The sequence below is a fragment of the Galbibacter sp. PAP.153 genome (assembly GCF_037029175.1).
In the GTDB taxonomy this organism is placed as follows: Bacteria; Bacteroidota; Bacteroidia; order Flavobacteriales; family Flavobacteriaceae; genus Galbibacter; species Galbibacter pacificus.
On sequence record NZ_JAZEUN010000001.1, the window covers coordinates 58582 to 82405 of the forward strand.

Here is a 23824-nt window from a genome sequence, read left to right on the forward strand (position 1 = left end):
TATTGTATTGATACTAAATGCAATATACATTTTTGTATTTTACCTTATTATGATTTCTAATAAGTAAATAGCATTTATGGAAGTAATCGATTGGATCGTTCTCGCTAGCACTTTGCTATTTATTGTTGGTTATGGTTACTGGAGAACCAAGGGCAGTAAAGATGTAAGCGATTATATTCTTGCCGGGAAAGAAGCCAAATGGTATACGGTAGGTTTATCGGTTATGGCCACACAAGCCAGTGCCATTACTTTTCTCTCCACGCCAGGGCAAGCATTCCACGACGGTATGGGCTTTGTTCAGTTTTATTTTGGTTTACCGTTGGCTATGGTTATTATCTGCATTGTTTTTGTCCCTATTTACCATAAATTAAAAGTTTACACAGCTTATGAATTCCTTGAGAACAGGTTTGATATTAAAACGCGTTCTTTGGCCGCTATTTTATTTCTTATCCAACGGGGCCTTGCGGCGGGAATTACCATCTATGCCCCTTCCATTATCCTGTCGGCAGTATTGGGTATCGAGGTAAAAACCTTAAACATCATTATTGGAATTTTGGTAATTATCTACACTGTTTCTGGGGGGACCAAAGCAGTTAGCGTAACACAAAAACAACAAATGTTTGTTATTATGACGGGGATGTTCATTGCCTTTTATTTGGTAATGAGCTATTTGCCAAACGATATTACCTTTAGCAAAGCATTAAAAATTGCCGGCGCCAACGATAAACTAAACATTCTCGATTTTTCTTTAAACCCTAAAAGCAGGTATACTTTTTGGAGCGGAATTACAGGCGGGCTTTTTTTAGCATTAGCTTATTTTGGAACCGACCAAAGTCAGGTGCAACGCTATTTATCGGGCAAATCGGTTCGGGAAAGCCAACTGGGGCTTATTTTTAATGGGCTGTTAAAAGTTCCCATGCAATTTTTTATCCTCTTGGTAGGCGTAATGGTTTTTGTTTTTTATCAATACAACCATTCGCCTTTAAATTTTAACCCTGTTGCAGTTGAAGCTGTGGAGCAATCGGTTTATGCCGATGAATACCACGAACTGGAAAGAGAGCACAAAGCATTGGAAAAAGACAAAAAAATGGCTCAGGAACACTTTTCTGCCGTTTTGGACGTAAAAGATTATCATTTAATAGTTTCAGCAAAAAAACAGATACAGGAAATCAATAAAAAAGAAAGGGAAAGCCGTGAAGAAGCCAGGGCCCTTATTCAAAAGGTGGACAAAGATCTGGAAACAAACGACAAAGACTATGTTTTTATCCATTTTATATTGAACAACATTCCAACAGGATTGATGGGGCTCCTCTTTGCCGTTATTTTCTCGGCGGCCATGTCGTCTACTGCTTCCGAACTGAATGCCTTGGGAACCATTACCACTATTGACCTTTTTAGAAGAAGACAGAAAAAAGAAAGAGCAGATAAATATTATTTAAGCGCATCGCGCTGGTTTACATTGGCCTGGGGTATTATTGCCATCTTGTTTGCCAATTTTGCATCGCTTTTGGACAATTTAATCCAACTTGTAAATATTATCGGTTCTATTTTCTACGGAAATGTGCTGGGCATATTCCTTATTGCATTTTTTATAAAATTTATTCGGGGAAATGCCGTTTTTATCTCTGCAATTATTACGCAAATAGCCGTTATACTTATATATTATTTTGCCATTCACCGTTATGCCCCCGGACAGGAAAAACTGGGGTATTTATGGCTAAACTTTATAGGTTGCGCCATGGTGATAGCAATTGCCATTATTTTTGAAGCTATAAACAGAACAACCAATGTTATTAAAAAATAAAAAGATAAAATGGGGAATCTTGGCCCCCGGACACATTGCCAAAAAATTTGCCCATGACCTAAAAGCCGTAAAAGATGCCACATTATATGCCGTTGCTTCCCGGGACCTAAACCGAGCCGAAGAATTTAAAGAGGAATTTGGTGCCAAAAAAGCATATGGAAATTATATGGACCTTATAACCGATCCAAAAGTAGACGCCATTTATATTGCCACTCCACATACCTTCCATAAAACCTATACCATTGATTGCCTAAAACACAAAAAGGCCGTTCTTTGCGAAAAACCTTTAGCATTAAACAGTGCCGATGTGGCGTTAATGATACAAACAGCCAAAAATGAAGAAATCCTTCTTATGGAAGCTTTATGGACCTATTTTTTACCACATTACCAATATGTGCTCAATTTTTTAAAGGAAGGGCATTACGGAGCTGTAAAATCGCTAGAAGCCGATTTCGGGTTTTATCCAGAATTTAATGCATCATCAAGGTTGTTCAACAAGCAATTGGGCGGAGGGAGCCTGTTGGATATTGGCATATACCCTATTTTTGCAGCACTTTCAATTCTAGGTGTTCCAGATACCATCAATGCTAGTTGTACCTACTTTGAAACCGGTGCCGATTCTTCCTGCGATATGGTCTTTGGTTATAAAAACGGAGCAGAAGCCAAGCTTTCTTCAACCTTTTTAAAGAAAACCAATACCGAAGCGGTTATTTTATGCGAAAAAGGGACCATCCATATCCAAACACAGTTTCACAAGCCTACATCGGTTGTTTTTACAGATGCCAACGGAAATAGAAAGACCAAAAATTTTGAGGTCGCCACACACGGTTATAATTACGAAGCAGCACATTTTAACGATTTGCTGCACAAAGGAAAAACAGAAAGCCCCATAATGACTTTTAAATTTAGCCAACAACTTATGGAAACCATGGACAAGGTAAAAGAAGTAATTGGATTGAGTTATTATGAGTAAATCGGGGTTCGGGTTAATTTATTAGGATGGAAATAATTGGTGCATCAATTAATGACAATGAAATACTTACCGAATTGGTCATTAAATCTAAATTGCATTGGGGATATTCAAAAAAAGAAATGGATTACCTGTTAGCTTTTTATTTCATTCAAGCTTAAAAAGGTAAATCATCGTGTTCTTCTTCAACTTCTTCTGATGGTCTCGGTAATTTAATCTTGAAATAAGATTGTAAAAAAAGCCCGACTGTTGTAACTGCATTTACCACAAGATATGTGTATAGAGAATCAGTAATTAAATAATCTTCTTCAGTTTTTCCGTGAAAATAAGTTTTTTCGCTTCTCAATTTCTCTATTGATTGGCTTATTGATAATAGTGAACTTCCGATAGTTTTTATTTCTACAGGATGATTACTGTCCAAAAAATTAAACTCTTTTAAGATGATTGAGGTCAGTTTGTATAGAGTTTCTGTGCCTTTTATTTTGCTTTTTATTCTATCATCCTTCAGTATTTCCTTTACTATACTTTCCAAAGCGGAATTTGCTAAACCTATGGCGAGACTTGGGTCAGTTTCAATTTATTTATATGCTTTAGTAAAAGTGTTGTAAGCTGTTTTAAAGTCAGATTTCAATTCGTTTTTGAATATCGGAATGGAAGGAATGAAATCTGGCGTGTCAACTCCCATATCTATCGCTACTTTCAAAATATCACTTCCGTTCATTGAATGTAAAGTTCTCAATAAATCTATGTCTCCACTTTCTTTTTTTATAATTGAGAAATTCTCCCAATGATTATTCCAGTCTTCGTCTCCTTCGTGCCATTTGTCAATATATAGACTCACTTCCCTGTAAGTTTTATATTCTTCCCAAATAGCATCGTGAACAGATTTCACGAGTTTCATTTGGTATTTAGGAGAAATAAGTTCGTTCATATATTTTTAATTTTCCTTTTAAGTTAGGATTTTTTCAGTTTGCAGTCAACTACTAAACATCAACTATAAATACATAGAAACTTATGTTAATTATCTCTTAGGAGTTATTGTGTTCTATACTTTTATAAGAAGCGATAATCTCTTTTACCAATCGGTGACGGATTACATCCTTATCGTCCAGATATAAAATGCCTATGCCCTTAATATCCTTTAGCACCAAAATGGCTTCTTTTAATCCAGAGGTAATCCTACGCGGTAGATCGATTTGCCCGGGGTCTCCGGTAATCATAAATTTGGCATTTTTTCCCATACGGGTCAAAAACATCTTCATTTGGGCATGTGTGGTATTCTGTGCCTCGTCCAAAATAACAAAAGCATTGTCGAGCGTTCGGCCGCGCATAAAAGCCATTGGCGCAATTTGTATAATGCCCGTTTCTATATAATTCTGTAGTTTTTCGGGCGGTATCATATCGCGCAGGGCATCGTATAAAGGTTGCATGTATGGGTCGAGTTTTTCTTTTAAATCCCCGGGCAAAAAACCAAGGTTCTCCCCTGCTTCAACTGCTGGGCGGGTTAAAATAATGCGCCTTACCTGTTTTTCCTTTAAGGCTTTTACCGCCAGGGCAACCCCGGTATATGTTTTTCCGGTACCCGCCGGGCCAATGGCAAAAACCATATCGTTTTTTTTCATAAGTTCTACCAAACGCTGCTGATTGGCCGTCTGCGCCTTGATTAAACGTCCATTTGCGCCATGTACCAGTACTTCTCCGTTTATTTTGGCGTCTATTTCGTCCTGTCCGCCTTCACTTGTAAGAATACGCTCTATTGTATTTTCATCCAGCTTATTGTACTTCCCAAAATGCGTAACAAGCATATCCAGCCGTTTATCAAACTCTTCGAGCAGTTCTTCCTCGCCATATGCCTTTATCTTGTTACCCCGGGCCACAATTTTAAGCTTTGGGTAATACTTCTTTAAAAGCTCTATGTTGATGTTCTGGGTCCCAAAAAATTCCTTCGGATTGATTTCGGTGAGTTCTATTATAAGTTCGTTCAAAAGCTAATTTTTAAGTGAGTAATTTATCTTGATATACACGTATAAAAAGTACGTATTAAAATGGAAAAATCTATTACTTTTTAGTAGGTTTGTGCTAAACAAATACACAAACCTTAATTTGTTACCATTTCTAACAAACTTAAGCAAAAAAACACTTTCTTAAATTAAAAAAATATCAACATTTTAATAAATGGCTATAATTACATTAACTACAGATTTTGGTGAGCGGGATCACTTTGTAGGTGCCATTAAAGGTTTTATCCTTAGCGAAATAGATAATGCCACGATTGTTGATATCTCTCATCTGGTTAGCCCATTTAACATTATGGAGGCGGCTTTTATTTTAAAAAACGCCTATAAAACCTTCCCCAAGGGAAGTATTCATATTATTGGGGTCGACTCCGAGCTAACGCCCATTAACAAGCATATGGCCGTGCTTATTGACGGGCATTATTTTATTGGCGCCGATAACGGAATTTTATCTTTCCTTGCCTGTGAAATAAACCCCGAAAAAATGGTGGAAATAAATATTCACGACCGCATTGAAAGTGTTTTTCCCGTGCTGGACGTCTTTGTAAAGGTTGCAGGCCATATTTCCCGTGGCGGCACCTTGGAAGTTATAGGAAAGTCCATTACAAAGCTGAAAATGCTAAAAGACCTCTCCCCCATTATCAACAACGAAGAAACTCAAATTACGGGCAGCGTGATATATATAGACAATTACGGAAATGTAATTACCAACATTCCCATGCAATTGTTTGAAAGGTATAAAAGAGGTAGGAATTTTGAATTATGGGCACGCAACCATAAATTCACCAAAATATACACCAAATACAGTGAAGCGGTAAATTTCGACAAGAAAAAACCCAATAATAAAGATGGTGAAAAATTAGCTATTTTTAACTCGGCAAACTTAATAGAGCTTGCCATCTATAGAAGTAATTTGGATACGGTGGGCGGTGCTTCAACTTTATTGGGCCTAAAATATAGGGATACGGTAACCGTTAATTTTACGTAAAGTGAATGGTTAATGGTTAATGGTTAATGGTTAATGGTTAAATGTAAAAGAATAACGCTGAACAACAAACAATAAACAACGAAAAACGAGCAACGAAATAAATGACAGCAATAATAAAAAGGGAAATCAGCAGTTTTTTTTCATCTCCCATAGCCTATTTGGTAATAGGCCTATTTTTGGTGCTTAATGGTTTGTTTCTGTGGGTTTTTAAAGGCGATTTTAATATAATTGAAAGTGGTTTTGCAGATATGAATCCGTTTTTTCAATTAGCGCCATGGATTCTTTTGTTTTTAATTCCGGCAGTTACCATGAAAAGTTTTTCTGAAGAAAAAAAAGCCGGAACGTTGGAATTGTTGCTCACACGCCCCATAAGCAAAACACAAATTGTTATGGGCAAATTTATTGGCACATACCTGCTCGTTGTTATTGCCTTGGTGCCAACATTACTTTATGTGCTTACCATCTGGAACCTGGCAGATCCCGTGGGCAATATAGACATGGGAAGCATTGCGGGTTCTTACTTTGGACTTTTATTTTTAATTGCGAGCTACACCGCCATTGGCATTTTTATGTCTTCTCTTACCGATAACCAAATAGTGGCTTTTATTGCGGCCGTACTGGTTTGTTTTTTGTTTTTTTATGGTTTTTCTGGATTTTCGGGGCTGGGTAATCTTTCGTTTATGGAGAAATTCAGTTTAAAATATCATTTTGATAGCATTGGAAGGGGGGTAATAGACTTTCGGGACGTAATTTACTTCGTGAGCATTTCGTTCTTCTTTTTAGTAGTAACCATTTTTAAATTGAAGTAATTATTTTGATTTCAACTAAAAAAAACAGCGGAAAAATTATCTTAACAATTCTGGTTCTCATCGGAATTAATTTCTTGGCATCATTTATGGTTTTACGGTGGGATCTAACAAAAAATAAACGCTACACCTTATCTGATGCATCAAAGGAAACCGCAAAAAATGTCGATGAAGCAATAATTATAGATGTTTTGCTTAATGGCGATATGCCACCGGAATTTAAACGCCTACAAACAGAAACAAAACAGTTGCTGGAAGAATTTACGGCAGTTAACAACCATATCCGGATAAATTTTGTAAATCCAATGGATACCGGTGCCCCCAAAGAACAAACAATCCAATCGTTGCAAGAATTGGGCCTTACCCCGGCCACGGTAACCATTGAAGAAGGAAACAGCATGTCCCGCGAACTTATATTTCCCTGGGCTTTGGTAAACATGGGCAAAAAAACCGTAAAGGTATCGCTCCTTCAAAATAAATTGGGTGCCAACAGCGAACAGCGCATCAACAATTCGGTGCAACAACTTGAATATACATTTGCCGATGCCTTTAAACAATTGACCATTCAGCAAAAAAAGAAAATAGCAATATTAAAGGGCAATAATGAAATGCCCGACAAATATTTGGTAGACTATTTAATAAGCCTTCGTAATTATTACCAATTGGGTCAATTTAACCTGGACTCGCTTAAAAACCAGCCCCAGAAAGTACTGGAAAACCTTAATCGTTTTGATGCTGCCATTATTGCCAAGCCTACCGAAGCGTTTACCGATAACGAGAAATATATTTTAGATCAATATGTCATGAACGGCGGGAAGACCCTGTGGTTGCTCGATGCCGTTGTAGCCGATCTGGACAGCCTTCAGAATGAAAAATTTACATCGTTTGCCATTCCCCGTAACCTTAGGCTGGACGATATGCTCTTTCGCTATGGGGTACGTATTAACAAATCGCTGGTCCAAGACCTTATTTCAACACCGGTAACGGTTACCAACCAAAATGGTGAAATTCCCATAAACTGGTTTTACTCGCCAATGGTGGCACCGCCAAACAATCACCCCATAAACAAAAGCTTAAATGTAGTAAAGCTGGAATTTGCCAGCCCGATAGATACTTTGCCCAATGATATTAAAAAGACAATTCTTCTAAAAAGTTCTCCACAATCTAAAGTGGTCGGGGTTCCTACAATGTACAGTCTGGATGAATTTGACACGCAACAGCACATAGAAACTTTTAACGACGGAAACAAAACCTTAGGCGTTCTTCTCGAAGGAAAATTTGTTTCGGCATTTAAAAACAGGGTCAAACCTTTTAAACTTGCCCAAAACAGAGATGCTGATGCCAAAGAGAATAAAATAATCGTAATCTCGGATGGCGATATTGCAAACTACAATTATGTAAACAAAAAGCCATTAATTAACGGTGTGGATAAATGGACCAAACAGGTTTACGGAAATAAAGAATTCCTGCTAAATAGCATAAACTACCTTTTGGACGACAACGGACTTATAAACATTCGGTCCAAGGAGATTGCCCTCGCTTTTTTGAACAAACAAAAAACCTACGAACAAAAAACCTTCTGGAAAGCTATAAACATTGGTGTTCCCATAGTTTTAATCCTTTTGTTTGGTATTGCTTTTTATTATTTTAAAAGGAAAAAATACACGGTTTAAATGTTGATAAGTTATTTTCTGTAAAAAAATCAATTAAGATATCTTTGTAAGTGTTAGAAAATTGAGAATTCAATGAAATTTATAGTATCAAGTTCATATTTATTAAAACAACTTCAAGTATTGGGCGGCGTTATTAACAATAGCAACACACTGCCTATTCTTGATAATTTTTTATTTGAATTAAACAACAATAAACTTACCGTTTCGGCATCCGATCTGGAAACTACCATGAGCGCAGTTCTGGAAGTAGACTCAGAATCTGAAGGGAACGTTGCAGTTCCTGCAAAATTGTTGCTGGACACCTTAAAAACATTTCCCGAGCAGCCGCTTACATTTGTAATAGAAAACAACAATACCATTGAAATAAGCTCCAACCACGGTAAGTATGCCCTGGCGTATGCAGACGGGGCCGAGTTTCCCAATTCGGTAGAATTGGCAGACGCAAGCTCAACCACCATTCTTGGGGATATTTTGGCTACGGCCATCAGCAAGACTATTTTTGCATCGGGTAACGACGACCTCCGTCCGGTAATGAGCGGAATTTTCTTTCAATTTTCTCCGGAAAGCCTAACATTTGTAGCAACCGATGCCCATAAATTGGTAAAATACCAACGTAATGACGTTACAGCATCACAAGTTGCTGAATTTATCATGCCAAAAAAGCCGTTAAATCTTTTAAAAGGAATCCTAGCAGGAAGTGAAAGCGATGTTACAATTGATTATAACGAAAGTAACGCCAAGTTTACTTTTGACAACATAGAATTGGTTTGTAGGCTAATTGATGGAAAATACCCCAATTACGAAGCGGTAATCCCGAAGGAAAACCCAAACAAGTTAACCATAGGCCGTTCTCAATTTTTTGGTTCGGTAAGGAGGGTTTCCATTTTCTCAAACAAGACCACGCACCAAATACGGCTAAAAATTGCCGGGGCCGAATTGAATATTTCGGCAGAAGATATAGATTACAGCAATAAGGCAGAAGAACGTTTAACTTGCGATTATCAAGGAGACGATATGGAAATTGGTTTTAATTCCAGGTTCCTGAACGAAATGTTGAACAACTTAGCTTCAGACAATGTTTCGCTTGAAATGAGCCTGCCTAATAGAGCCGGAATTTTAACCCCCGTTGATGGGCTGGACGAAGGCGAACATGTTACCATGCTCGTAATGCCGGTAATGCTTAACAATTAAGCCTAGAAAAGCAACTAACTAATTATATATTTATAAACCCCGTCTAAATTGTGTGTTAATTTAGAACGGGGTTTTTATATTTTATGCCCTTTCCTTCTTTCTTTGCTATTTTAAAATAGACAGACTAAGTGGATAATTTGCTTCTTGCCCATTGGAAACACGGATCGCATTCACTATTGGAAAAACAAAAGCCATAATACCGATAACTATCAATGCCAATATCCCGAAGCCAAAAAACAATATAAGCGGAATGCTTAAAATCGAATAAATAAGGATGCTTAATTGAAAGTTAATAATAGATTTTCCATGATGGTCCATGTCTATTACGTTTTCCTTATTAACGAGCCATAAAATCAACGGAACGATAAGTCCGCCGAACCCGGTAACATAATCTAATAACTGACTTAAATGTGTAACGACTAATAATTGATTGTCTGATCTTTGCATAACTGATTTCTTGATTGATGGTTTATACAAATAAGACGAGCCAATTGTAGTTTTGTTACAAAAAATAACAGATTCCCCCATCCTATAAAAGAAAAAAGACCCACAATTGATTAATTCTTCAATTTATGAGTCTTTTTTGTATGTATTCCAACCCGCTTAAAACGGGATCGGTATATTATTTATGACAAAGAAGATTTTTTAACCCCCTCGCTTGTTTTCATCCTCCATGCATCCAACATCCAAGAAGTTTTTTCAAGTTCCCGTATGTAGGCGCCTATTAAATCTATGGTACCTTCGTCGTCCCCTGCTTCGGCAGTTTTAACAACTTTGCGCATTTGTTTAAGGATGGTTCCATGATCTTTCAATAAAATTTCGATCATTTCAATATCAGTCTTATCACTACTGGATTCCTTTAAATTTGAAATCTCAAGGTATTTCGATAAGTTGCTGACCGGTTGGTGCCTCAATGTCAAGATGCGCTCTGCAATTTCATCTACCTTAAGTTTGGCATCGTTGTATAGTTCTTCAAATTTTTCGTGCAGGTCAAAAAAGTTTTTTCCGAAGATATTCCAGTGAAAATTTCTTAATTTTTGATAATACACATGATAATCTGATAATAAAACATTCAGTTCAAAAACTGTTTTTTCGGTTTTACCGTTATCTAAATCTAAATAGCTCATTCTTTTTTTGATTTTTAATTTATATCCTAAATATACAAAAATGCTGGCCTAAAAAGGGCTTTTTAACAAGGTTTAACTCTCAATGTTAAGCATATTAATAAGTATATATTTACAACCCATCTTACTTTAAGTATTTGTATTTTTGTTCAAAATAAATGTATGAAGCTTCAGGACACAATTATAGCATTGGCTACCCCGGCCGGTGCAGGCGCCATTGCAGTTATTAGGATCTCGGGAAAAGATGCCATTGACATAACAACTCCTTTTTTTAAATCGGTAAACGGGAAAAAGCTTTCCGAACAAAAATCGCATACCATACATTTAGGCCATATTATCGAAGCTAAAAAAACGCTTGATGAAGTACTGGTCTCCATTTTTAAGGGGCCAAACTCGTATACAGGCGAAAATGTAATCGAGATTTCATGCCACGGCTCGCCTTTTATACAGCAGGAAATATTGCAGTTATTTTTAAGGAACGGATGCAGGATGGCCGATGCAGGCGAATTTACCTTGCGCGCCTTTTTAAACGGCAAATTGGATTTAAGCCAGGCCGAAGCAGTTGCCGATTTGATTGCCTCAGACAATGAGGCAAGCCACCAAATAGCCATGCAGCAAATGCGGGGAGGGTTTAGCGGTGAAATAAAAAAATTACGGGAAGAACTCCTCAACTTTGCTTCGTTGATTGAGCTGGAACTCGATTTTGCAGAAGAAGATGTAGAATTTGCCAACCGAACCGAATTTAAAGCCCTCCTGGATAAAATACAGCTTGTGTTAAAACGCCTGATCGATTCTTTTGCCGTGGGAAATGTAATTAAAAACGGAATCCCGGTAGCAATAGTCGGGGAACCCAATGTGGGAAAATCTACCCTGCTAAATGCCCTTCTCAACGAAGAACGCGCCATTGTAAGCGATATTGCCGGGACAACAAGAGATACCATTGAAGACGAGATAAGTATTGGCGGCATTGGGTTTCGCTTTATAGACACCGCAGGGATCAGGGACACCAAAGATGTGGTCGAGACCATTGGAATTAAAAAAACATTTGAAAAAATAGAACAATCGCAAGTAGTTGTATACTTAATAGACAGCTTAAAACTTGCCCAGGACAAATCTGAAATAAAAAACATCCGGGTTGAGCTTGAAAAAATAAAGAACAAATTCCCGCAAAAGCCATTGGTGATCATTGCCAATAAAACAGACCAAATACCCGATACGTTAAAACAATTTATTGAAAGTGAAATAAACGACATTGCCGGCCATAACGATAAAACAAAAGCTTTGCTCCTAGCTGCCAAGACCGGTTTGGGCGTAGAAGAACTAAAAACCATCCTCCTAAACTTTGTAAATACCGGGGCATTAAGGAACAATGAGACCATTATTACCAATTCCCGGCATTACGACTCTCTACTGAAGGCTTTGCAGGAAATAGACAAAGTTCAAGAAGGCGTTGCCCATGAAATTTCCAGCGACCTTTTGGCAATAGACATCCGTCAGGCAATCTATCATTTTGGCGAGATAACGGGCGAAATTACAACCGATGATTTATTAGGAAATATTTTTGCTAATTTCTGTATCGGGAAATAAGTCACTTCCAAAAATTAAATATTTTTAACATCAAAGGAAACGATTATAGATTGGTTGCCATTATTTCGTTCAATGCCAAAAAGGTTTACATAAGGTTTATAGGTACGCACTCGGAATATGACAAGATTAAGGACATTAAAAACATTTAGCAATGATACAAACAGAAAAAGAATATAATACCATTGTTGAACGAATAGAAGAACTTATACAAAACCCTGATAATATAGAAAACCAAGATGCTAAAGGATATGTGGAGTTAAATCTATTGTCCGACCTTGTTGCAGATTATGAAGTACGCCATTATCCGGTTAAAAAGCCCTCGTTGGTAGAGGTTGTTAAGTTGCGTATGGTAGAAATGGGATTGAACCAAAAGCGTTTATCCGAGCTTTTGGGCGTAAGCACGTCAAGGGTAAGCGAGTACCTCAACGGAAAAAGCGAACCCACTTTAAAAGTTGCAAGGGATATAAGCGTAAAGCTCGGTATCGATGCTTCAATAGTTCTTGGGGTATAAACCCTATAAGTAAATATTGATATAAGGCATACATTTCCGTATGCCTTTTTTTGTTTTCATATAAAATTATAGCTTGTTCGTACCTTTAAAATATAACTAATTTCTGTATCGGGAAATAAGTCTTACTTTTAGTGTAGCGTAAACGGCTTTCACAAACCAATTTTAATTTAAAAGCTATTTATAATGAATAGTAACAAAATCAACATTGTAGAATTCCCTTCAAACTTAGGCCTTAAAAAAAGAATTTTAGATGTCGAGCCGGGCGTGAAAATGCTTCCTGAATGGTTAAAAAAGCATCATTTCCAACGAGCTTGTCAAACCATGTAACACCTATAAATTACCACCGCCCGCATATACCATGGACCTGGACTCTACACTGCAAATGATGAACGTGGACAAGGTGGTTGTATATGCCAAGGAACAGGCTAGATTACTTGCCAATGTAATTAAGGACGATCATTTTCTAATTATTCTCGGGGGCGATTGCAGTATTTTAATAGGCAATGCCATTGCGCTTAAGCAAACCGGTACTTATGGCCTCTTTTTTCTTGATGGACATACCGACTATATACCACCCGAGCTTTCCCAGACTGCTGCAATTGCGGGAATGGACCTTGCCATAGTAACCGGGTTTGGACATGAAAAGCTGACCAATATCTATAACTTTGCTCCTTATTTTGATAAAAGCAACGTATTTTGTGTGGGCAACCGGGAGTACGGTCCCGATTATGTACAGCCTATTTTGGAGTCCGGAATACCTTATTACGACCTGGATAGGCTTCGTGCTAACGGACTAAAAAATACTGCGGACCTCTTTATTGACTTGGTTGAAAAAAACAACCTTGATGGCTTTTTTGTTCATTTGGACCTGGATGTTTTAAACGATACTATCATGCCTGCCGTTGACAGTAGGCAGCAAGACGGGCTTTCTTATAGCGAACTTTCTGCATTATTGGTGCCCTTGCTCCAACATAAAAAGGCTGTTGGTATTGAAATTACCATTCTTGACCCTAATCTGGACAAGGACGGAAAATATACCGCCGATTTTGTAAACAATTTTATGGGCATATTGAACACTTCAAGACGCTAAAGCCATACTGCCTGTCAAGACCACACCATAAAACCACTTGCCAAGGGTTATTGGCAGTAATTGGTTCCTGCTTTGTAACAATAAAGGCATGATTTTACCGTGGGAACACTTCCTTTTTTAAGCTCCTTTATTACTTTGTATGTTACTATGGCTTCTTGACCATGTGTATGTGTTATTTTTATTTTTGCAAGACCTATTTTACTACTTTCACCTATTACTTTGGTCTTTTCACGTTCTACTTTGATGCTTTCACTTCGTACTTTGGTCTATTCACGCTCTACTTTGACGCTTGCACTTCGTGCTTTGGTCTTTGAAGTAAGTACTTTCTCACTTTATCATAATACTTAACTATTTTCAGTACATACTTCAATAGACGTTTTCTATACTACAGGGCTTGTCATAGATAATGCTCAATGATAATTGTTTACTTTGGTAGATGTTTTCTATACTATGAGGCTTGTAATAGATACTACTCTATGATAAATGTTTATTTTGATAGGTAAAATCTATAATTTATCACTTATAATGCATATTTCTATTGCTGAAATGAATATTTCTTCACTTTGATTTTCTACTTTGATTGATGAAGTTGATACATTTTGATGAATAAATACATATTTTTCTTATTTATGGTGCATTTGTTCTGCAGGTTTTTTGGTTTAAATAAGTCTTCTGGATGGTTTATTTCCTACCTGTATTATTGAGTATAAATAGCTGTTTATTGCGCCTACATTTCCATATGCTATTTCCTCCTACATGGTTTTAGTTACCTATTGGTTTTCTATTGCATACGGATATATATCTGCTTGGCCCCAAAAACTATTTTAAAGGGATAGTACTTCTTTTTATAATGGAAAAATTACAATGCCCTGTAGCTTTTATAATTGTATTTCTATGGGTTGTATGCTATTTTTTAGGGGAATTAAAAAGGCTCCTTTATCTTTTTTAAATGGTAATTCAATTTTTTTGTTGGTCCTTATGTATGCATTGGGCGTATACTCATTTTTAGGGTTTAAGTAAATTATTACCTTTCTTTTTTCTTCATTATAAATTACTTTATCCATGCTCCCCGCATCCAACGTTATCAACAATGCTTCTGGTGCTATAAAAACTTTGTTCCTTGCTGCCGTTGTAAGGATCATTTCAACTTGTTTCTTTTCGGCTTTTATATTTCCTCCAAAAGAAACCCATCCAAAATTGGCTGTTTTGGTTAAATAGGAAGCCGAATTGACCGCATAGCCAAAAAACCCGGAGCCATAGTCGCCCGATAGGTAATCTATTGCTAATGTTTGTGGAAACGAATGAAAAGCTGCCGGACCAAAACCGTCTTCTGTAATATTTGCTATGCCTCCCATTAACCCACCGTACCCAACTTTTAACAGGTAAAAATCGTTTGGTGAGTTTTGGTATGCTTTTAGTACGGGAATGGCGTTTAATGCCGACCCGTAATGGTGTATTTGCCGTTCTACCCTAGATAGTTTCCCGCCGTAGAGAAAGTCCCAATAACGTCGTGCATTTCCATTATATGCCCAATGCGGTATGGTGGGCATATAGGCCAGTATTGCATTTAATGTAACGTTGGCTTTGCCGGTATATCCAAAATAATCTGACCACATAAAAACTTCTTCCTGCCCTGTGGAATCCCATGGCATTTCGCTCCCAAATGGATAGTTTAACGATTTCCAATGATCGGCACGTGCTTTCATTTTTTGTTCCAGGTCCAGGGCAAGTTCGTCCAGCCCTTCACGTTGTAGGTCTATTAAAACGCAAAGAAACACGGTTCCTTCCATTTGTCCGAACTGTGCATAATACGGTGCCAATTTTGTCATGGCAATTGCAGTATGGTATGCCTGCTTTAAATACCAGTTCCAAGGTTTCTCTGTAACCAGTTTGGTATGGTATCTTGCCAAGCGGTACATAACCCAGTAAGCCGCGGTTACATGGGGGTAGTTGTAAGACCTCCCGGGGTCGTTGGCATGTTTATGGTTCCAGGCGGCCCAGGTTTTATAGTTAACCGTATCATTATACGTATTCTTTGGCATGCTGTCGGGCTGGTAGTAAAACATACTTTTTTTAACGCCATACTTGTTTTTACCGTCGGCATATTGTATGCCGCCCCAAAGTGTTTTATGTACAAAGCCTGAAAGCTTTTCTATTTCTTCTTTATCGGGTTGTGCATACTGCTTCATCATGGCTGCCAGCCAACTTCCTGACCCTCCTTCATCGCTCAGGCCTGCTATCCATGCACGGCTGTCTTGTGTTACTTGTTGTTTTGCTTCATAGTCGTAAGAAATTACAGATGGAGCACGGTTAAAGGGGTCTTTCTCATTATCGAACCATTGTTTGGTGGTTAAAAAGTTTCCCAGATTGTCTATTACTTCTGCTTCGGGCTTGATTATTTTGTAATTGATTGTTTGCTGCTTTCCGTCTTTATACTCGATAACAATACGGGCACGCCCCCATTGTTGTCCTTTTACCATGTATTCTACGTAGCCGTTTTTCAATGTTTCTTTTTTACGAATTGAAACTGCTCCTGCTGGCTTTACCGTTATTTTTTTTACTTCCGAAGGACTTTTTACAAACAGGCGTCCGTCTACATCCTGCGGTAGTACATATCCGGGAATACCAACGGCTACCGGCATTTTATTTTTTAATACTGTTTGCTGGATTTCCCTGATATTTTTGGCCAGCACAAATTTTATGGCAAAATCTCTTTTTTCTCCCGGTTGCAACACGGTAGATGTGGGCGTGTTCCATTGTTTAACGCCCTTCCATTGGGTTTCTGCATAGGCTTTGCTCAATGGCATCCATTCATGGAAACCTTCAAAAACGATACTTCTTCGGGTTGGGTCGTTCAACAAGGGCCTATAGGCCTGAAAAGGCATGTTTTCTTGTGGAAGTACAAGTAATGCCGCGCCTTTTCCGTTTAAATGCTTTACCTCTAAATACCCTGCGTCCATGCCTATATAGGGGTCGAAGAACACATTGTCTGCATGTGCTTCGTCCAGCGATTTTCCTTCCAATATATTATTGAAAACCATAGGAATGCCCAATGCTCCTATTTCTACGCTTTCTTTTCCGGGATTTGTCAATACAAACCGTAATACCAAGTCTCCGTTATCATTTTCGTAATAACGTTTTATGCTTAACGGAATATCTTTTGGGAAGGTGTTTGCCATGTCTGAAGCTGCCAAAACGTTTCCTTCGGAAGAAATTTGGCTTACCGGCTTTCTTGTATATGCCGATGAATAATCTTTCCATTGACCTTGGCCCGTTTTGAGCATTAAATTGATATCGCCCAGGTGGTATAGGCTGTCTTTGTCCCTAATTTTTAACCGTTCCCCGGGTGTAAAGTTAAATGTGGTATCTTCTACGGGAGCCAATCCCGCCACTGTTTGTGATGCCTTTACCAATTTTAAATAAAACTGGGCAGTTTTTACTTCAACAAAACCTTTTTCGACCCCCAAAGTGGAAGGTCTGCCGGTAATGTTATCCCAATACTCTTGAGAGTGCCCTTTAAAAGCAAGTACCATAAATAGTATAAGAATAAGGCTTTTTTGTAACCGCTGGTTTATCATTGTTTTGTGGCTTAGGTGGTTAACTTTATAGTTTTATTGCTCTTTTAGGGAAACATCCAAATATACCGAGTAACGGCCATAGGTTTCGTAGAAAGGTTTGTAAAGAACTCCGTCTATGGTAAATTCCAGTTTTTCTGGATTTCCTTTAATGGCTTTGCCCATTTCTTCTACATTAAAAGTTACTTTACGCCATGCTGTACGGGGTTCTGTTTCTTGGGCCGCGAGCAAAACGGGTCCGTAAAACAAACTGGCAATATTTTGTTGGTCCATTACTGGTTCTAAATGAAACTGGAACGGCATGCGCAACTCGACGGTATCTCCATCCTTCCATTTGCGGTTTATGGAAAGATAGGTTCCCGGTACTGCCCGAACCTTTTCTTGTTTTCCGTTTATCTTAACAAAAAAGCCTTTGGTAGCCCAATGTGGCACACGGACATTTAAAGCAAAGCTTCCGTTGCCCTTTATTGTCAACTTGGTAAAATCTTCTTTTGGAAAGGCAGTTGTTTGTTGCACGGTTATGCTCTTTTCTGTCCATTTTAAAGTAGAAGGAACATACAGGTTAACGTACAAGGCATTGTTGTCTTTGCTTTTAAAGTAAATTGAATTTTGAAGTTTTGTACTGCTTTCAAGGGCTGTGCCGTTGCAGCACGTAAACCCGGTCATGTTGGGGTTTCCAAAGTGCTTTACCGAGCCTGGCCTTAACGGAACGTGGTATGTATTGGCAGGCGTGTTTTTTGCTACCGAAGCAAGGATGTGGTTATAGAGTCCGCGCTCGTAATAATCCATTAATTCTCCACGCTGGTCGAAAAGGAAAAGGTTTCTAGTTAATTTAAGCATGTTGTACGTGGCACAAGTTTCGTTTTGTCCACCTGCCGAGAACCCGTTTTGGTATAGGGTGGCCGGCTGGCTTGTAAAGCATTCGGCATTTGCCGGGTTGCGGGCGCCTGCCACACCCCCGATACTGTACATATAGTCGTTTGTGGTTTTATACCAAAAGTTATCGGCCACCCGATAGTATTCTGGGGCATGCGAATCGCGGTACATTTCAAGCGCCCCCATTATTTGTGGGATGTGCTGGTTGGCATGCAGGCCACGAAAAGTATCGACGTTTTTGGCCAATCCATGAGAATGCCCTGCATTGCCATAAAATACTTTGATATTGTCGAACAATTGGGCCGTTTTTAAATAATTATCGTCTTTTGTTATTCTGTACAAACGTGCCATAGCCTCGTTCATCCCTCCAAATTCCCCTGCTATGTACCTGTTCCACATGCTAATAAGGGTACTGGTTGGGAGTTTGCTCAATCTGGCATAGACCCAGTCTCCCATTCCCTTGGCTATCTCTAAAGCCTTTTCGTTGTTGCTTACTTCGTAAACATCCATCAACCCGGCAATGATTTTGTGCAGCGTATAATAAGGTGCCCATACTTGAGTATCCTGCCCACCATAGGTAGCCCCGTTCTCCAACATGATAAATTGGTCGGGCGGATAAGCACTGATATAGCCTTTTCCCCAATTCCAGTAATCGGTATGGATACCATCTATGCTTAAATTGGAATTATAGTCTGTTTTTCCCGGACCCGGTGGCACCGCTGTTGGATCTACTACATGCTCGCCCCCTGTTGTTTTAGGGTTGCCGGACATTTGCGATAATTGGTACAAGGTATTTACCATATACTGCATTTTATTGGCAAAGTTTTGCTGTAACTCTTTATTGTACCCCGTACTGGCGTATGCTTGGGCAATGGCCGTTAAATAATGCCCGGTTGCATGACCACGTAGTTTTGTTTCTTGAGAATCCCATACGCCCAATGGCTCTGCTCCTTTTGGTTGTTCCTGCCCAAAAGCATTACGGAACATGTACAAAAAGGCGTCTGGATTGGTATTGGCCAAAGTATTTATAAACTTGTCCCTGTTTTCAATAAATTTTGTGCTATGTCCATGAAGATCGGCATTTAATGTAACCTGATTTAAGTTAAAAGCCGCTAGTGTACGTTTTGGTGTGGCAAGATTTCCTGTTTCTTTTACCGTTACAATGGCTTTGGGCGTTATGGCGGTTCCTGCAATATGCCCTGTTACCGTATATTTACCTGCTTTTAGTACTTTATTGTTGTCTTTGGGTGCCGGCCAAAGAACCCGTGCCCTTTGTTCTTGAATCCCGTCTTGATAAACGGCCTTTACATAACGCGGTAGCCTTGGAAGGTACCCTACCGTAGTTTCTACTTGAATATCTGGGACAGTGGTTATGTACTTATTGTATAGTTGCGGGGTATCCTTGGAAAAAACCGGAAGGTTGTCTTCGGGCTCTTTCCTTTCGTTTACAACGGTTTCTTCGTTATGCAGGGCGTTGTTGTAAATTCTTTCAGCTTGTTGTTGGCTTAAAGGAATGCGGTACACCCTAAAATCATGCAATTTTGCTTCTAAAAGCGATTCCCCAATGTAAAGTGCGTTTTTTTTGGCCGAATTGCCATTGAAAACCTCTTGTAACTCTAGTGCTATGGTATTGGTTTGGCCGGCCAATTTCCCATTGACATAGGTGCGCAAGGATTTTGAAGGGGTATCTAAAACTATGGCAATATGGTACCATTTATTAATCTCCAGGGCCGGGGAATTGGTTTTGTATTTTTTTCCAGTTGAAGTAGTAATTTCGGTTAAAAAACCCTTTTCGTTGTTGTTTCCAACAGGTGCAACAAGAAAATGGGCGTTTTTATGGTTTACAAAATTAAAAAAGTATTGCACTTTTTGGTCGGAATGTAAGTAAACCCAACCTACAACACTGATTGACTCTTCGGCAGATACTACTTCTCCGGGAATTGAAACATATGCGTTATCTGCTAAAGAAAGTACGGTTCCAAACTTTTCATCATCAACAAAGGCATGCTTTTCTCCATGTATTTCACCATGTAGATTGTTACGGGACCAATCTTTTGCATCGCCGTTAAAAACATAACGGGCAATCAATCCTGTTTCTCCAATACCATCCAGTATCTGGTCTCCGCTTTGGGCTTTTGTTATGGTTGTATTGAACACACAACTGCATAACAGCAAGTAAAATAGTAACTTATATGGTTTCATAATGTTAGCTTGGTTTTCTTTAGTTCTTTATAAATGGTTTCATTTTTATTCTTCGTTTGCATATACCTTGTCCCAAGAAGGTGGTTTTACGTCCAAGAGTTTTTCTACAAAAAAGTCTTTTCGTTTTTTATCGCCAAATGTACCTCCTGCGGAATGAGACATTCCCGGAACGACCACCAGCTGGAAGTCTTTTCCGGCTTTTATCAATGCATTTGCAAACTGATAGGTAGATGCGGGGTCTACATTATCGTCTACTTCACCTACAATCAACATTAAATCGCCTTGCATCTTTGAAGCGTTTTCAATATTGGAACATGCTGCATATTGTGGTCCTATTGGGTAGCCCATCCATTGTTCGTTCCACCATATTTTATCCATTCGGTTATCGTGACAACCACAAGAAGCTACGGCTACATCGTAAAAATCGGAGTTAAACACCAATGCTCCCCCGGCGCTTTGCCCTCCGGCAGAAGTTCCTCTAATTCCAACCTTATCGATATCCATATACGGGTATTTTTTGGCTGCTGCTTGCATCCACAGTTTTCTATCGGGGAAGCCAGCATCTTTAAGGTTTTTCCAACAAACATCCTGGAAAGCTTTCGATCGGTTAGAGGTCCCCATGCCGTCTATCTGTACCATGATAAACCCTAACTCTGCCAATGGCGACATAGACCAATAGTAACTTTGAAAGCTTTTTGGCACAAAAGAATCGTGTGGACCTGCATAAATGTATTCAATAATGGGGTATTTTTTTGATGGGTCGAAATTTGTAGGCCGGACGATGATACCCCAAATGTCTGTTTTGCCATCCCTGCCTTTAGCGTTAAAAACTTCGGGGTACTTCCATCCCGTGGCCAAAAGCTTGGATATGTCTGCCCTTTCCAATTCTTTGATCAACTCCCCGTTTTTGTCTTTCAGCAAGGTTATTGGCGGTGCATCGACCCTTGAATATTGGTCTACGTAATAACTGTTCTTTGCTGAAAAGTATACTTTATGGTTGCCATTTTCGGTAGTGAAACGTTTAAAGTTCCTGCCATCAAAATCTATTCTACAATAATGTTCGAAATACGGATCCTGGTCTTTGTCCAAGCCGCTTGCAATAAAATATATTTGTTTTTCTTCTTCGTCTACCTTTACAACTTCGCGAACGGGCCAATTCCCTTTGGTAATCTGCCTTATTAGCTTGCCGGTCTTTCCATTGTATAAGTATAAATGGTTCCACCCATCTCTTTCGGAAGCCCAGATAATCTGTTCGCCATTATTTACATCGTACCTGTATTTTTTCCCGCTGTAATCAATAAAAGTTGGGCTTTTTTCATCTACTAAAACCTTCACGTTTCCAGTATTGGCATCAATGTTTATTATACTGTAGCGTTGGTGACCACGCTCATTGTATTCGAAAGTAAAGGCACTGCTGTCTTTACGCCATGTTATGTTCCCTAAATGGAATTGCTGCTGAAATAAATCGGTAGGGATATATAAATGTTTGCCATTTTCCACATGAAATAATTGCGGACTCTTAAAAGCCACCTGATCGCCGGGTTTTAAATAATCCCTGGATTGTAATTTTGGCTGTAATTGGTCTTTGGGACTTGACTCGACAAAATAAATTTTATGGTCTTCTGCCGGTCGCAATTTATACGCCATGATTTTTTTACTATCGGGCGCCCATTTTATTTGCCATGAATAGTAATACCCTTTAGACCCATCAAAGCTGAGCTGCTTTTCTTCTTTTGTATCGAGGTTTTGCACGTATACGTTATAATTTTTAATAAATGCGGTATACTTTTTATCAGGAGAAATTACCGGTTCCCCCTTTCGTTCATCATCCCTATCGCCCCAATAACGGTTGGTGGCTTTCTTTTCAAGTTTCTTTATGATTGTTAATTTATAATTGACAAGGTTGCAAGAAAGCTCTAAACTATCTGTTTTAAAATTAAGTCGGTCTTCTTTAAATTTTAAGTCATGTATAGTGATGGCACCCGGTTGAATAGTGTCTTTATTTAAAACAGAAAGGCTTTTTGCCAATTTTGTATGATCGAAGGCCAGTTCTTGTCTGTTTTTTGAAGCGTTTACCTTTATATACTCATCTCCTTTTTCTGTTTTGTTGACATACCAAAATAGATTGTCATCTTGCCAATGAAAATCTGTTGGCGCATTATATACTTTATCCCTAAACAGCGTATCTACAGCCACAGATCTTTTATAATCGGCAATTGATCCTTGGGCATTTGTCCAAAAAGATGTAAAAAGTGTTATTATAACACATATTTTGCGGGCACAAGTTTTTATTGTATACATAAGCATAAAACTATGCATAAAATGCATAAGAAGTTTGAAGAATATTAGCAAAAAGTCATACTATCTTAACCGTTGAAACTCTAATTGTAAGTTTGATGAGGTATTCTGGTATTATAATTTTGAACATATAAATGCTTTTTTTCTACATATGAATCAATAATTAACCATTATCAATAGTATATTACCCAAATATGATATATGAAGCCTTTTTTTGATTAATATTGTTTTAAATACAGCCTAAAAATGAAAGTCCTCCCGTTTAAGATACCAAAACCCGAGCAAGAAGCATTGGTATACCAAGAAGATCATGAAGTGGTTTTTTACGACCAATTGCACCAACATGAAGAAATCCAGATCAGTTTTATTTTAAAAGGTAGCGGGACTTTGGTTGTTGGAGACTCTATTAATACCTACCATAAAAACGACATTTTGATTATTGGGGGCAATGTTCCGCATGTATTTAAAAGTGATGTTGAAGCCTCTGACATGTCTATTATGTACACACTATTTTTTACAAAAAACGCTTTTGGAAAGGAGTTTTTCCATATTAGCGATATGGAGACTGCAAAAGATTTTTTTACAAACGCAGCATACGGTATGAAAATTTCGGAGGATCATAAAAAGATTGTCAAAATCTTCAAAAAATTACAATACCAAAGTAAAATAGAGCGCATTGCCTCTCTTTTAAAAATAATAAACCAAATTATAGCCATTGAGCATGCTCCGCTTTCTTCTTTTATATACGGAAAAAAATATACCGACGACGAAGGAAAGCGTATGCGTGCCGTTTTTGAACATGCCATGGAAAACTACCACAACCAAATAACCTTAGAAGAAGTGGCCGATAAGGCCAATATGACCAAAAATGCGTTTTGTAGGTATTTTAAAAAGCGTACCAATAAAACCTTTTTTCAGTTTTTAATTGAAATACGTATTGAAAACGCCTGTAAACTTCTTTTTAGGAACAAAGAAATGTCTATTGCCACTGTTTCTGAGCTTTGCGGTTTTCAAAACATTACAAACTTTAACAGAAAATTTAAAGAACTTAAAGGTATAACGCCTTCTCAATACAGAACCCAATATTAAACGTTTATTTAATGCAAAAAGACGG

General features: G+C 38.3%; 19 protein-coding genes and 1 pseudogene. 12 read left to right on the top strand and 8 right to left on the bottom strand.

Annotated features, from left to right (window positions below):
* Positions 1–76: 76 nt before the first annotated feature.
* Together UXI14_RS00185 and UXI14_RS00190 are read left to right on the top strand one after the other, a co-directional pair.
* Positions 77–1804 (top strand): sodium:solute symporter, encoded by a 1728-nt coding sequence (locus tag UXI14_RS00185; RefSeq protein WP_335964258.1) that lies wholly within the window; start codon positions 77–79, stop codon positions 1802–1804.
* Positions 1788–2777: a Gfo/Idh/MocA family oxidoreductase gene (locus UXI14_RS00190; RefSeq protein WP_335964259.1), complete on the top strand. Its 990-nt coding sequence runs from the start codon at positions 1788–1790 to the stop codon at positions 2775–2777. Before UXI14_RS00185 ends, UXI14_RS00190 begins: the two co-directional genes overlap by 17 nt.
* A 154-nt stretch (positions 2778–2931) precedes the next feature.
* On the opposite strand, the gene UXI14_RS00195 is transcribed toward UXI14_RS00190, so the two are convergent.
* The 3 genes from UXI14_RS00195 to UXI14_RS00205 all read right to left on the bottom strand — a co-directional run bounded on the left by UXI14_RS00195 (position 2932) and on the right by UXI14_RS00205 (position 4759).
* Positions 2932–3306 (bottom strand): abortive infection family protein, encoded by a 375-nt coding sequence (locus tag UXI14_RS00195; protein ID WP_335964260.1) that lies wholly within the window; start codon positions 3304–3306, stop codon positions 2932–2934.
* A gap of 45 nt (positions 3307–3351) precedes the next feature.
* Positions 3352–3675 carry a hypothetical protein gene (locus tag UXI14_RS00200; protein ID WP_335964261.1) on the bottom strand — a complete coding sequence of 108 codons (324 nt, stop codon included), beginning with the start codon at positions 3673–3675 and terminating at the stop codon, positions 3352–3354.
* A 127-nt stretch (positions 3676–3802) separates the two neighbouring features.
* Positions 3803–4759: a PhoH family protein gene (locus UXI14_RS00205; protein WP_335964262.1), complete on the bottom strand. Its 957-nt coding sequence runs from the start codon at positions 4757–4759 to the stop codon at positions 3803–3805.
* A gap of 190 nt (positions 4760–4949) precedes the next feature.
* Here UXI14_RS00205 and UXI14_RS00210 point away from each other — a divergent pair, with 190 nt between their 5' ends.
* The 4 genes from UXI14_RS00210 (at position 4950) to dnaN (ending at position 9447) form a co-directional block, all read left to right on the top strand.
* The gene (locus UXI14_RS00210) at positions 4950–5777 is read left to right on the top strand and encodes an SAM-dependent chlorinase/fluorinase (RefSeq protein ID WP_335964263.1); all 828 of its coding nucleotides are present in this window, start codon (positions 4950–4952) and stop codon (positions 5775–5777) included.
* A 101-nt stretch (positions 5778–5878) separates the two neighbouring features.
* The gene (gene gldF / locus UXI14_RS00215) at positions 5879–6586 is read left to right on the top strand and encodes a gliding motility-associated ABC transporter permease subunit GldF (protein ID WP_277899069.1); all 708 of its coding nucleotides are present in this window, start codon (positions 5879–5881) and stop codon (positions 6584–6586) included.
* A gap of 5 nt (positions 6587–6591) precedes the next feature.
* Complete coding sequence (gldG, locus tag UXI14_RS00220) at positions 6592–8256, top strand: gliding motility-associated ABC transporter substrate-binding protein GldG (RefSeq protein WP_335964264.1); 1665 nt, start codon at positions 6592–6594, stop codon at positions 8254–8256.
* Positions 8257–8328: 72 nt separating this feature from the next.
* Positions 8329–9447, top strand: a complete 1119-nt coding sequence (gene dnaN / locus UXI14_RS00225; protein WP_335964265.1) for a DNA polymerase III subunit beta — start codon at positions 8329–8331, stop codon at positions 9445–9447.
* A 105-nt stretch (positions 9448–9552) separates the two neighbouring features.
* Here dnaN and UXI14_RS00230 read toward each other — a convergent pair whose 3' ends face one another.
* Together UXI14_RS00230 and UXI14_RS00235 are read right to left on the bottom strand one after the other, a co-directional pair.
* The gene (locus UXI14_RS00230; protein WP_335964266.1) at positions 9553–9894 is read right to left on the bottom strand and encodes a DUF4870 domain-containing protein; all 342 of its coding nucleotides are present in this window, start codon (positions 9892–9894) and stop codon (positions 9553–9555) included.
* A gap of 179 nt (positions 9895–10073) precedes the next feature.
* Entirely contained in the window at positions 10074–10574 is a 501-nt protein-coding gene (locus tag UXI14_RS00235; protein ID WP_335964267.1) for a DNA starvation/stationary phase protection protein, read from the bottom strand.
* A 159-nt stretch (positions 10575–10733) separates the two neighbouring features.
* On the opposite strand from UXI14_RS00235, the gene mnmE reads away from it, so the two are divergent.
* The 5 genes and pseudogenes from mnmE (at position 10734) to UXI14_RS00260 (ending at position 13759) form a co-directional block, all read left to right on the top strand.
* Positions 10734–12158: a tRNA uridine-5-carboxymethylaminomethyl(34) synthesis GTPase MnmE gene (gene mnmE, locus UXI14_RS00240; RefSeq protein WP_335964268.1), complete on the top strand. Its 1425-nt coding sequence runs from the start codon at positions 10734–10736 to the stop codon at positions 12156–12158.
* A 20-nt stretch (positions 12159–12178) separates the two neighbouring features.
* Positions 12179–12307 (top strand): annotated as a pseudogene (locus UXI14_RS00245) (type II toxin-antitoxin system HigB family toxin); the annotation flags it as partial.
* Positions 12308–12309: 2 nt separating this feature from the next.
* The gene (locus UXI14_RS00250) at positions 12310–12669 is read left to right on the top strand and encodes a helix-turn-helix domain-containing protein (RefSeq protein WP_335964269.1); all 360 of its coding nucleotides are present in this window, start codon (positions 12310–12312) and stop codon (positions 12667–12669) included.
* 183 nt (positions 12670–12852) lie between these two features.
* Complete coding sequence (locus tag UXI14_RS00255) at positions 12853–12996, top strand: hypothetical protein (protein ID WP_335964270.1); 144 nt, start codon at positions 12853–12855, stop codon at positions 12994–12996.
* A gap of 31 nt (positions 12997–13027) precedes the next feature.
* Positions 13028–13759: an arginase family protein gene (locus tag UXI14_RS00260; protein ID WP_335964271.1), complete on the top strand. Its 732-nt coding sequence runs from the start codon at positions 13028–13030 to the stop codon at positions 13757–13759.
* An 878-nt stretch (positions 13760–14637) separates the two neighbouring features.
* On the opposite strand, the gene UXI14_RS00265 is transcribed toward UXI14_RS00260, so the two are convergent.
* The 3 genes from UXI14_RS00265 to UXI14_RS00275 are packed head-to-tail and all read right to left on the bottom strand — an operon-like array spanning position 14638 to position 22713.
* Positions 14638–17337 (bottom strand): DUF5695 domain-containing protein, encoded by a 2700-nt coding sequence (locus UXI14_RS00265; protein ID WP_335964272.1) that lies wholly within the window; start codon positions 17335–17337, stop codon positions 14638–14640.
* A gap of 33 nt (positions 17338–17370) precedes the next feature.
* Entirely contained in the window at positions 17371–20412 is a 3042-nt protein-coding gene (locus tag UXI14_RS00270; RefSeq protein WP_335964273.1) for a beta-L-arabinofuranosidase domain-containing protein, read from the bottom strand.
* A gap of 45 nt (positions 20413–20457) precedes the next feature.
* Positions 20458–22713 carry a DPP IV N-terminal domain-containing protein gene (locus UXI14_RS00275; RefSeq protein ID WP_335964274.1) on the bottom strand — a complete coding sequence of 752 codons (2256 nt, stop codon included), beginning with the start codon at positions 22711–22713 and terminating at the stop codon, positions 20458–20460.
* A gap of 243 nt (positions 22714–22956) precedes the next feature.
* Between UXI14_RS00275 and UXI14_RS00280 the strand changes: the two genes are divergently transcribed.
* Positions 22957–23799 (top strand): AraC family transcriptional regulator, encoded by an 843-nt coding sequence (locus UXI14_RS00280; protein ID WP_335964275.1) that lies wholly within the window; start codon positions 22957–22959, stop codon positions 23797–23799.
* Positions 23800–23824: the final 25 nt, after the last annotated feature.

Coding starts and splice junctions, on each gene's coding strand:
- UXI14_RS00185 (WP_335964258.1), top strand. CDS start 77: ATGGAAGTAATCGATTGGATCGTTCTCGCTAGCACTTTGCTATTTATT.
- UXI14_RS00190 (WP_335964259.1), top strand. CDS start 1,788: ATGTTATTAAAAAATAAAAAGATAAAATGGGGAATCTTGGCCCCCGGA.
- UXI14_RS00200 (WP_335964261.1), bottom strand. CDS start 3,675: ATGAAACTCGTGAAATCTGTTCACGATGCTATTTGGGAAGAATATAAA.
- UXI14_RS00210 (WP_335964263.1), top strand. CDS start 4,950: ATGGCTATAATTACATTAACTACAGATTTTGGTGAGCGGGATCACTTT.
- gldF (WP_277899069.1), top strand. CDS start 5,879: ATGACAGCAATAATAAAAAGGGAAATCAGCAGTTTTTTTTCATCTCCC.
- dnaN (WP_335964265.1), top strand. CDS start 8,329: ATGAAATTTATAGTATCAAGTTCATATTTATTAAAACAACTTCAAGTA.
- UXI14_RS00230 (WP_335964266.1), bottom strand. CDS start 9,894: ATGCAAAGATCAGACAATCAATTATTAGTCGTTACACATTTAAGTCAG.
- UXI14_RS00235 (WP_335964267.1), bottom strand. CDS start 10,574: ATGAGCTATTTAGATTTAGATAACGGTAAAACCGAAAAAACAGTTTTT.
- mnmE (WP_335964268.1), top strand. CDS start 10,734: ATGAAGCTTCAGGACACAATTATAGCATTGGCTACCCCGGCCGGTGCA.
- UXI14_RS00250 (WP_335964269.1), top strand. CDS start 12,310: ATGATACAAACAGAAAAAGAATATAATACCATTGTTGAACGAATAGAA.
- UXI14_RS00255 (WP_335964270.1), top strand. CDS start 12,853: ATGAATAGTAACAAAATCAACATTGTAGAATTCCCTTCAAACTTAGGC.
- UXI14_RS00260 (WP_335964271.1), top strand. CDS start 13,028: ATGGACCTGGACTCTACACTGCAAATGATGAACGTGGACAAGGTGGTT.
- UXI14_RS00265 (WP_335964272.1), bottom strand. CDS start 17,337: ATGATAAACCAGCGGTTACAAAAAAGCCTTATTCTTATACTATTTATG.
- UXI14_RS00270 (WP_335964273.1), bottom strand. CDS start 20,412: ATGAAACCATATAAGTTACTATTTTACTTGCTGTTATGCAGTTGTGTG.
- UXI14_RS00275 (WP_335964274.1), bottom strand. CDS start 22,713: ATGTATACAATAAAAACTTGTGCCCGCAAAATATGTGTTATAATAACA.
- UXI14_RS00280 (WP_335964275.1), top strand. CDS start 22,957: ATGAAAGTCCTCCCGTTTAAGATACCAAAACCCGAGCAAGAAGCATTG.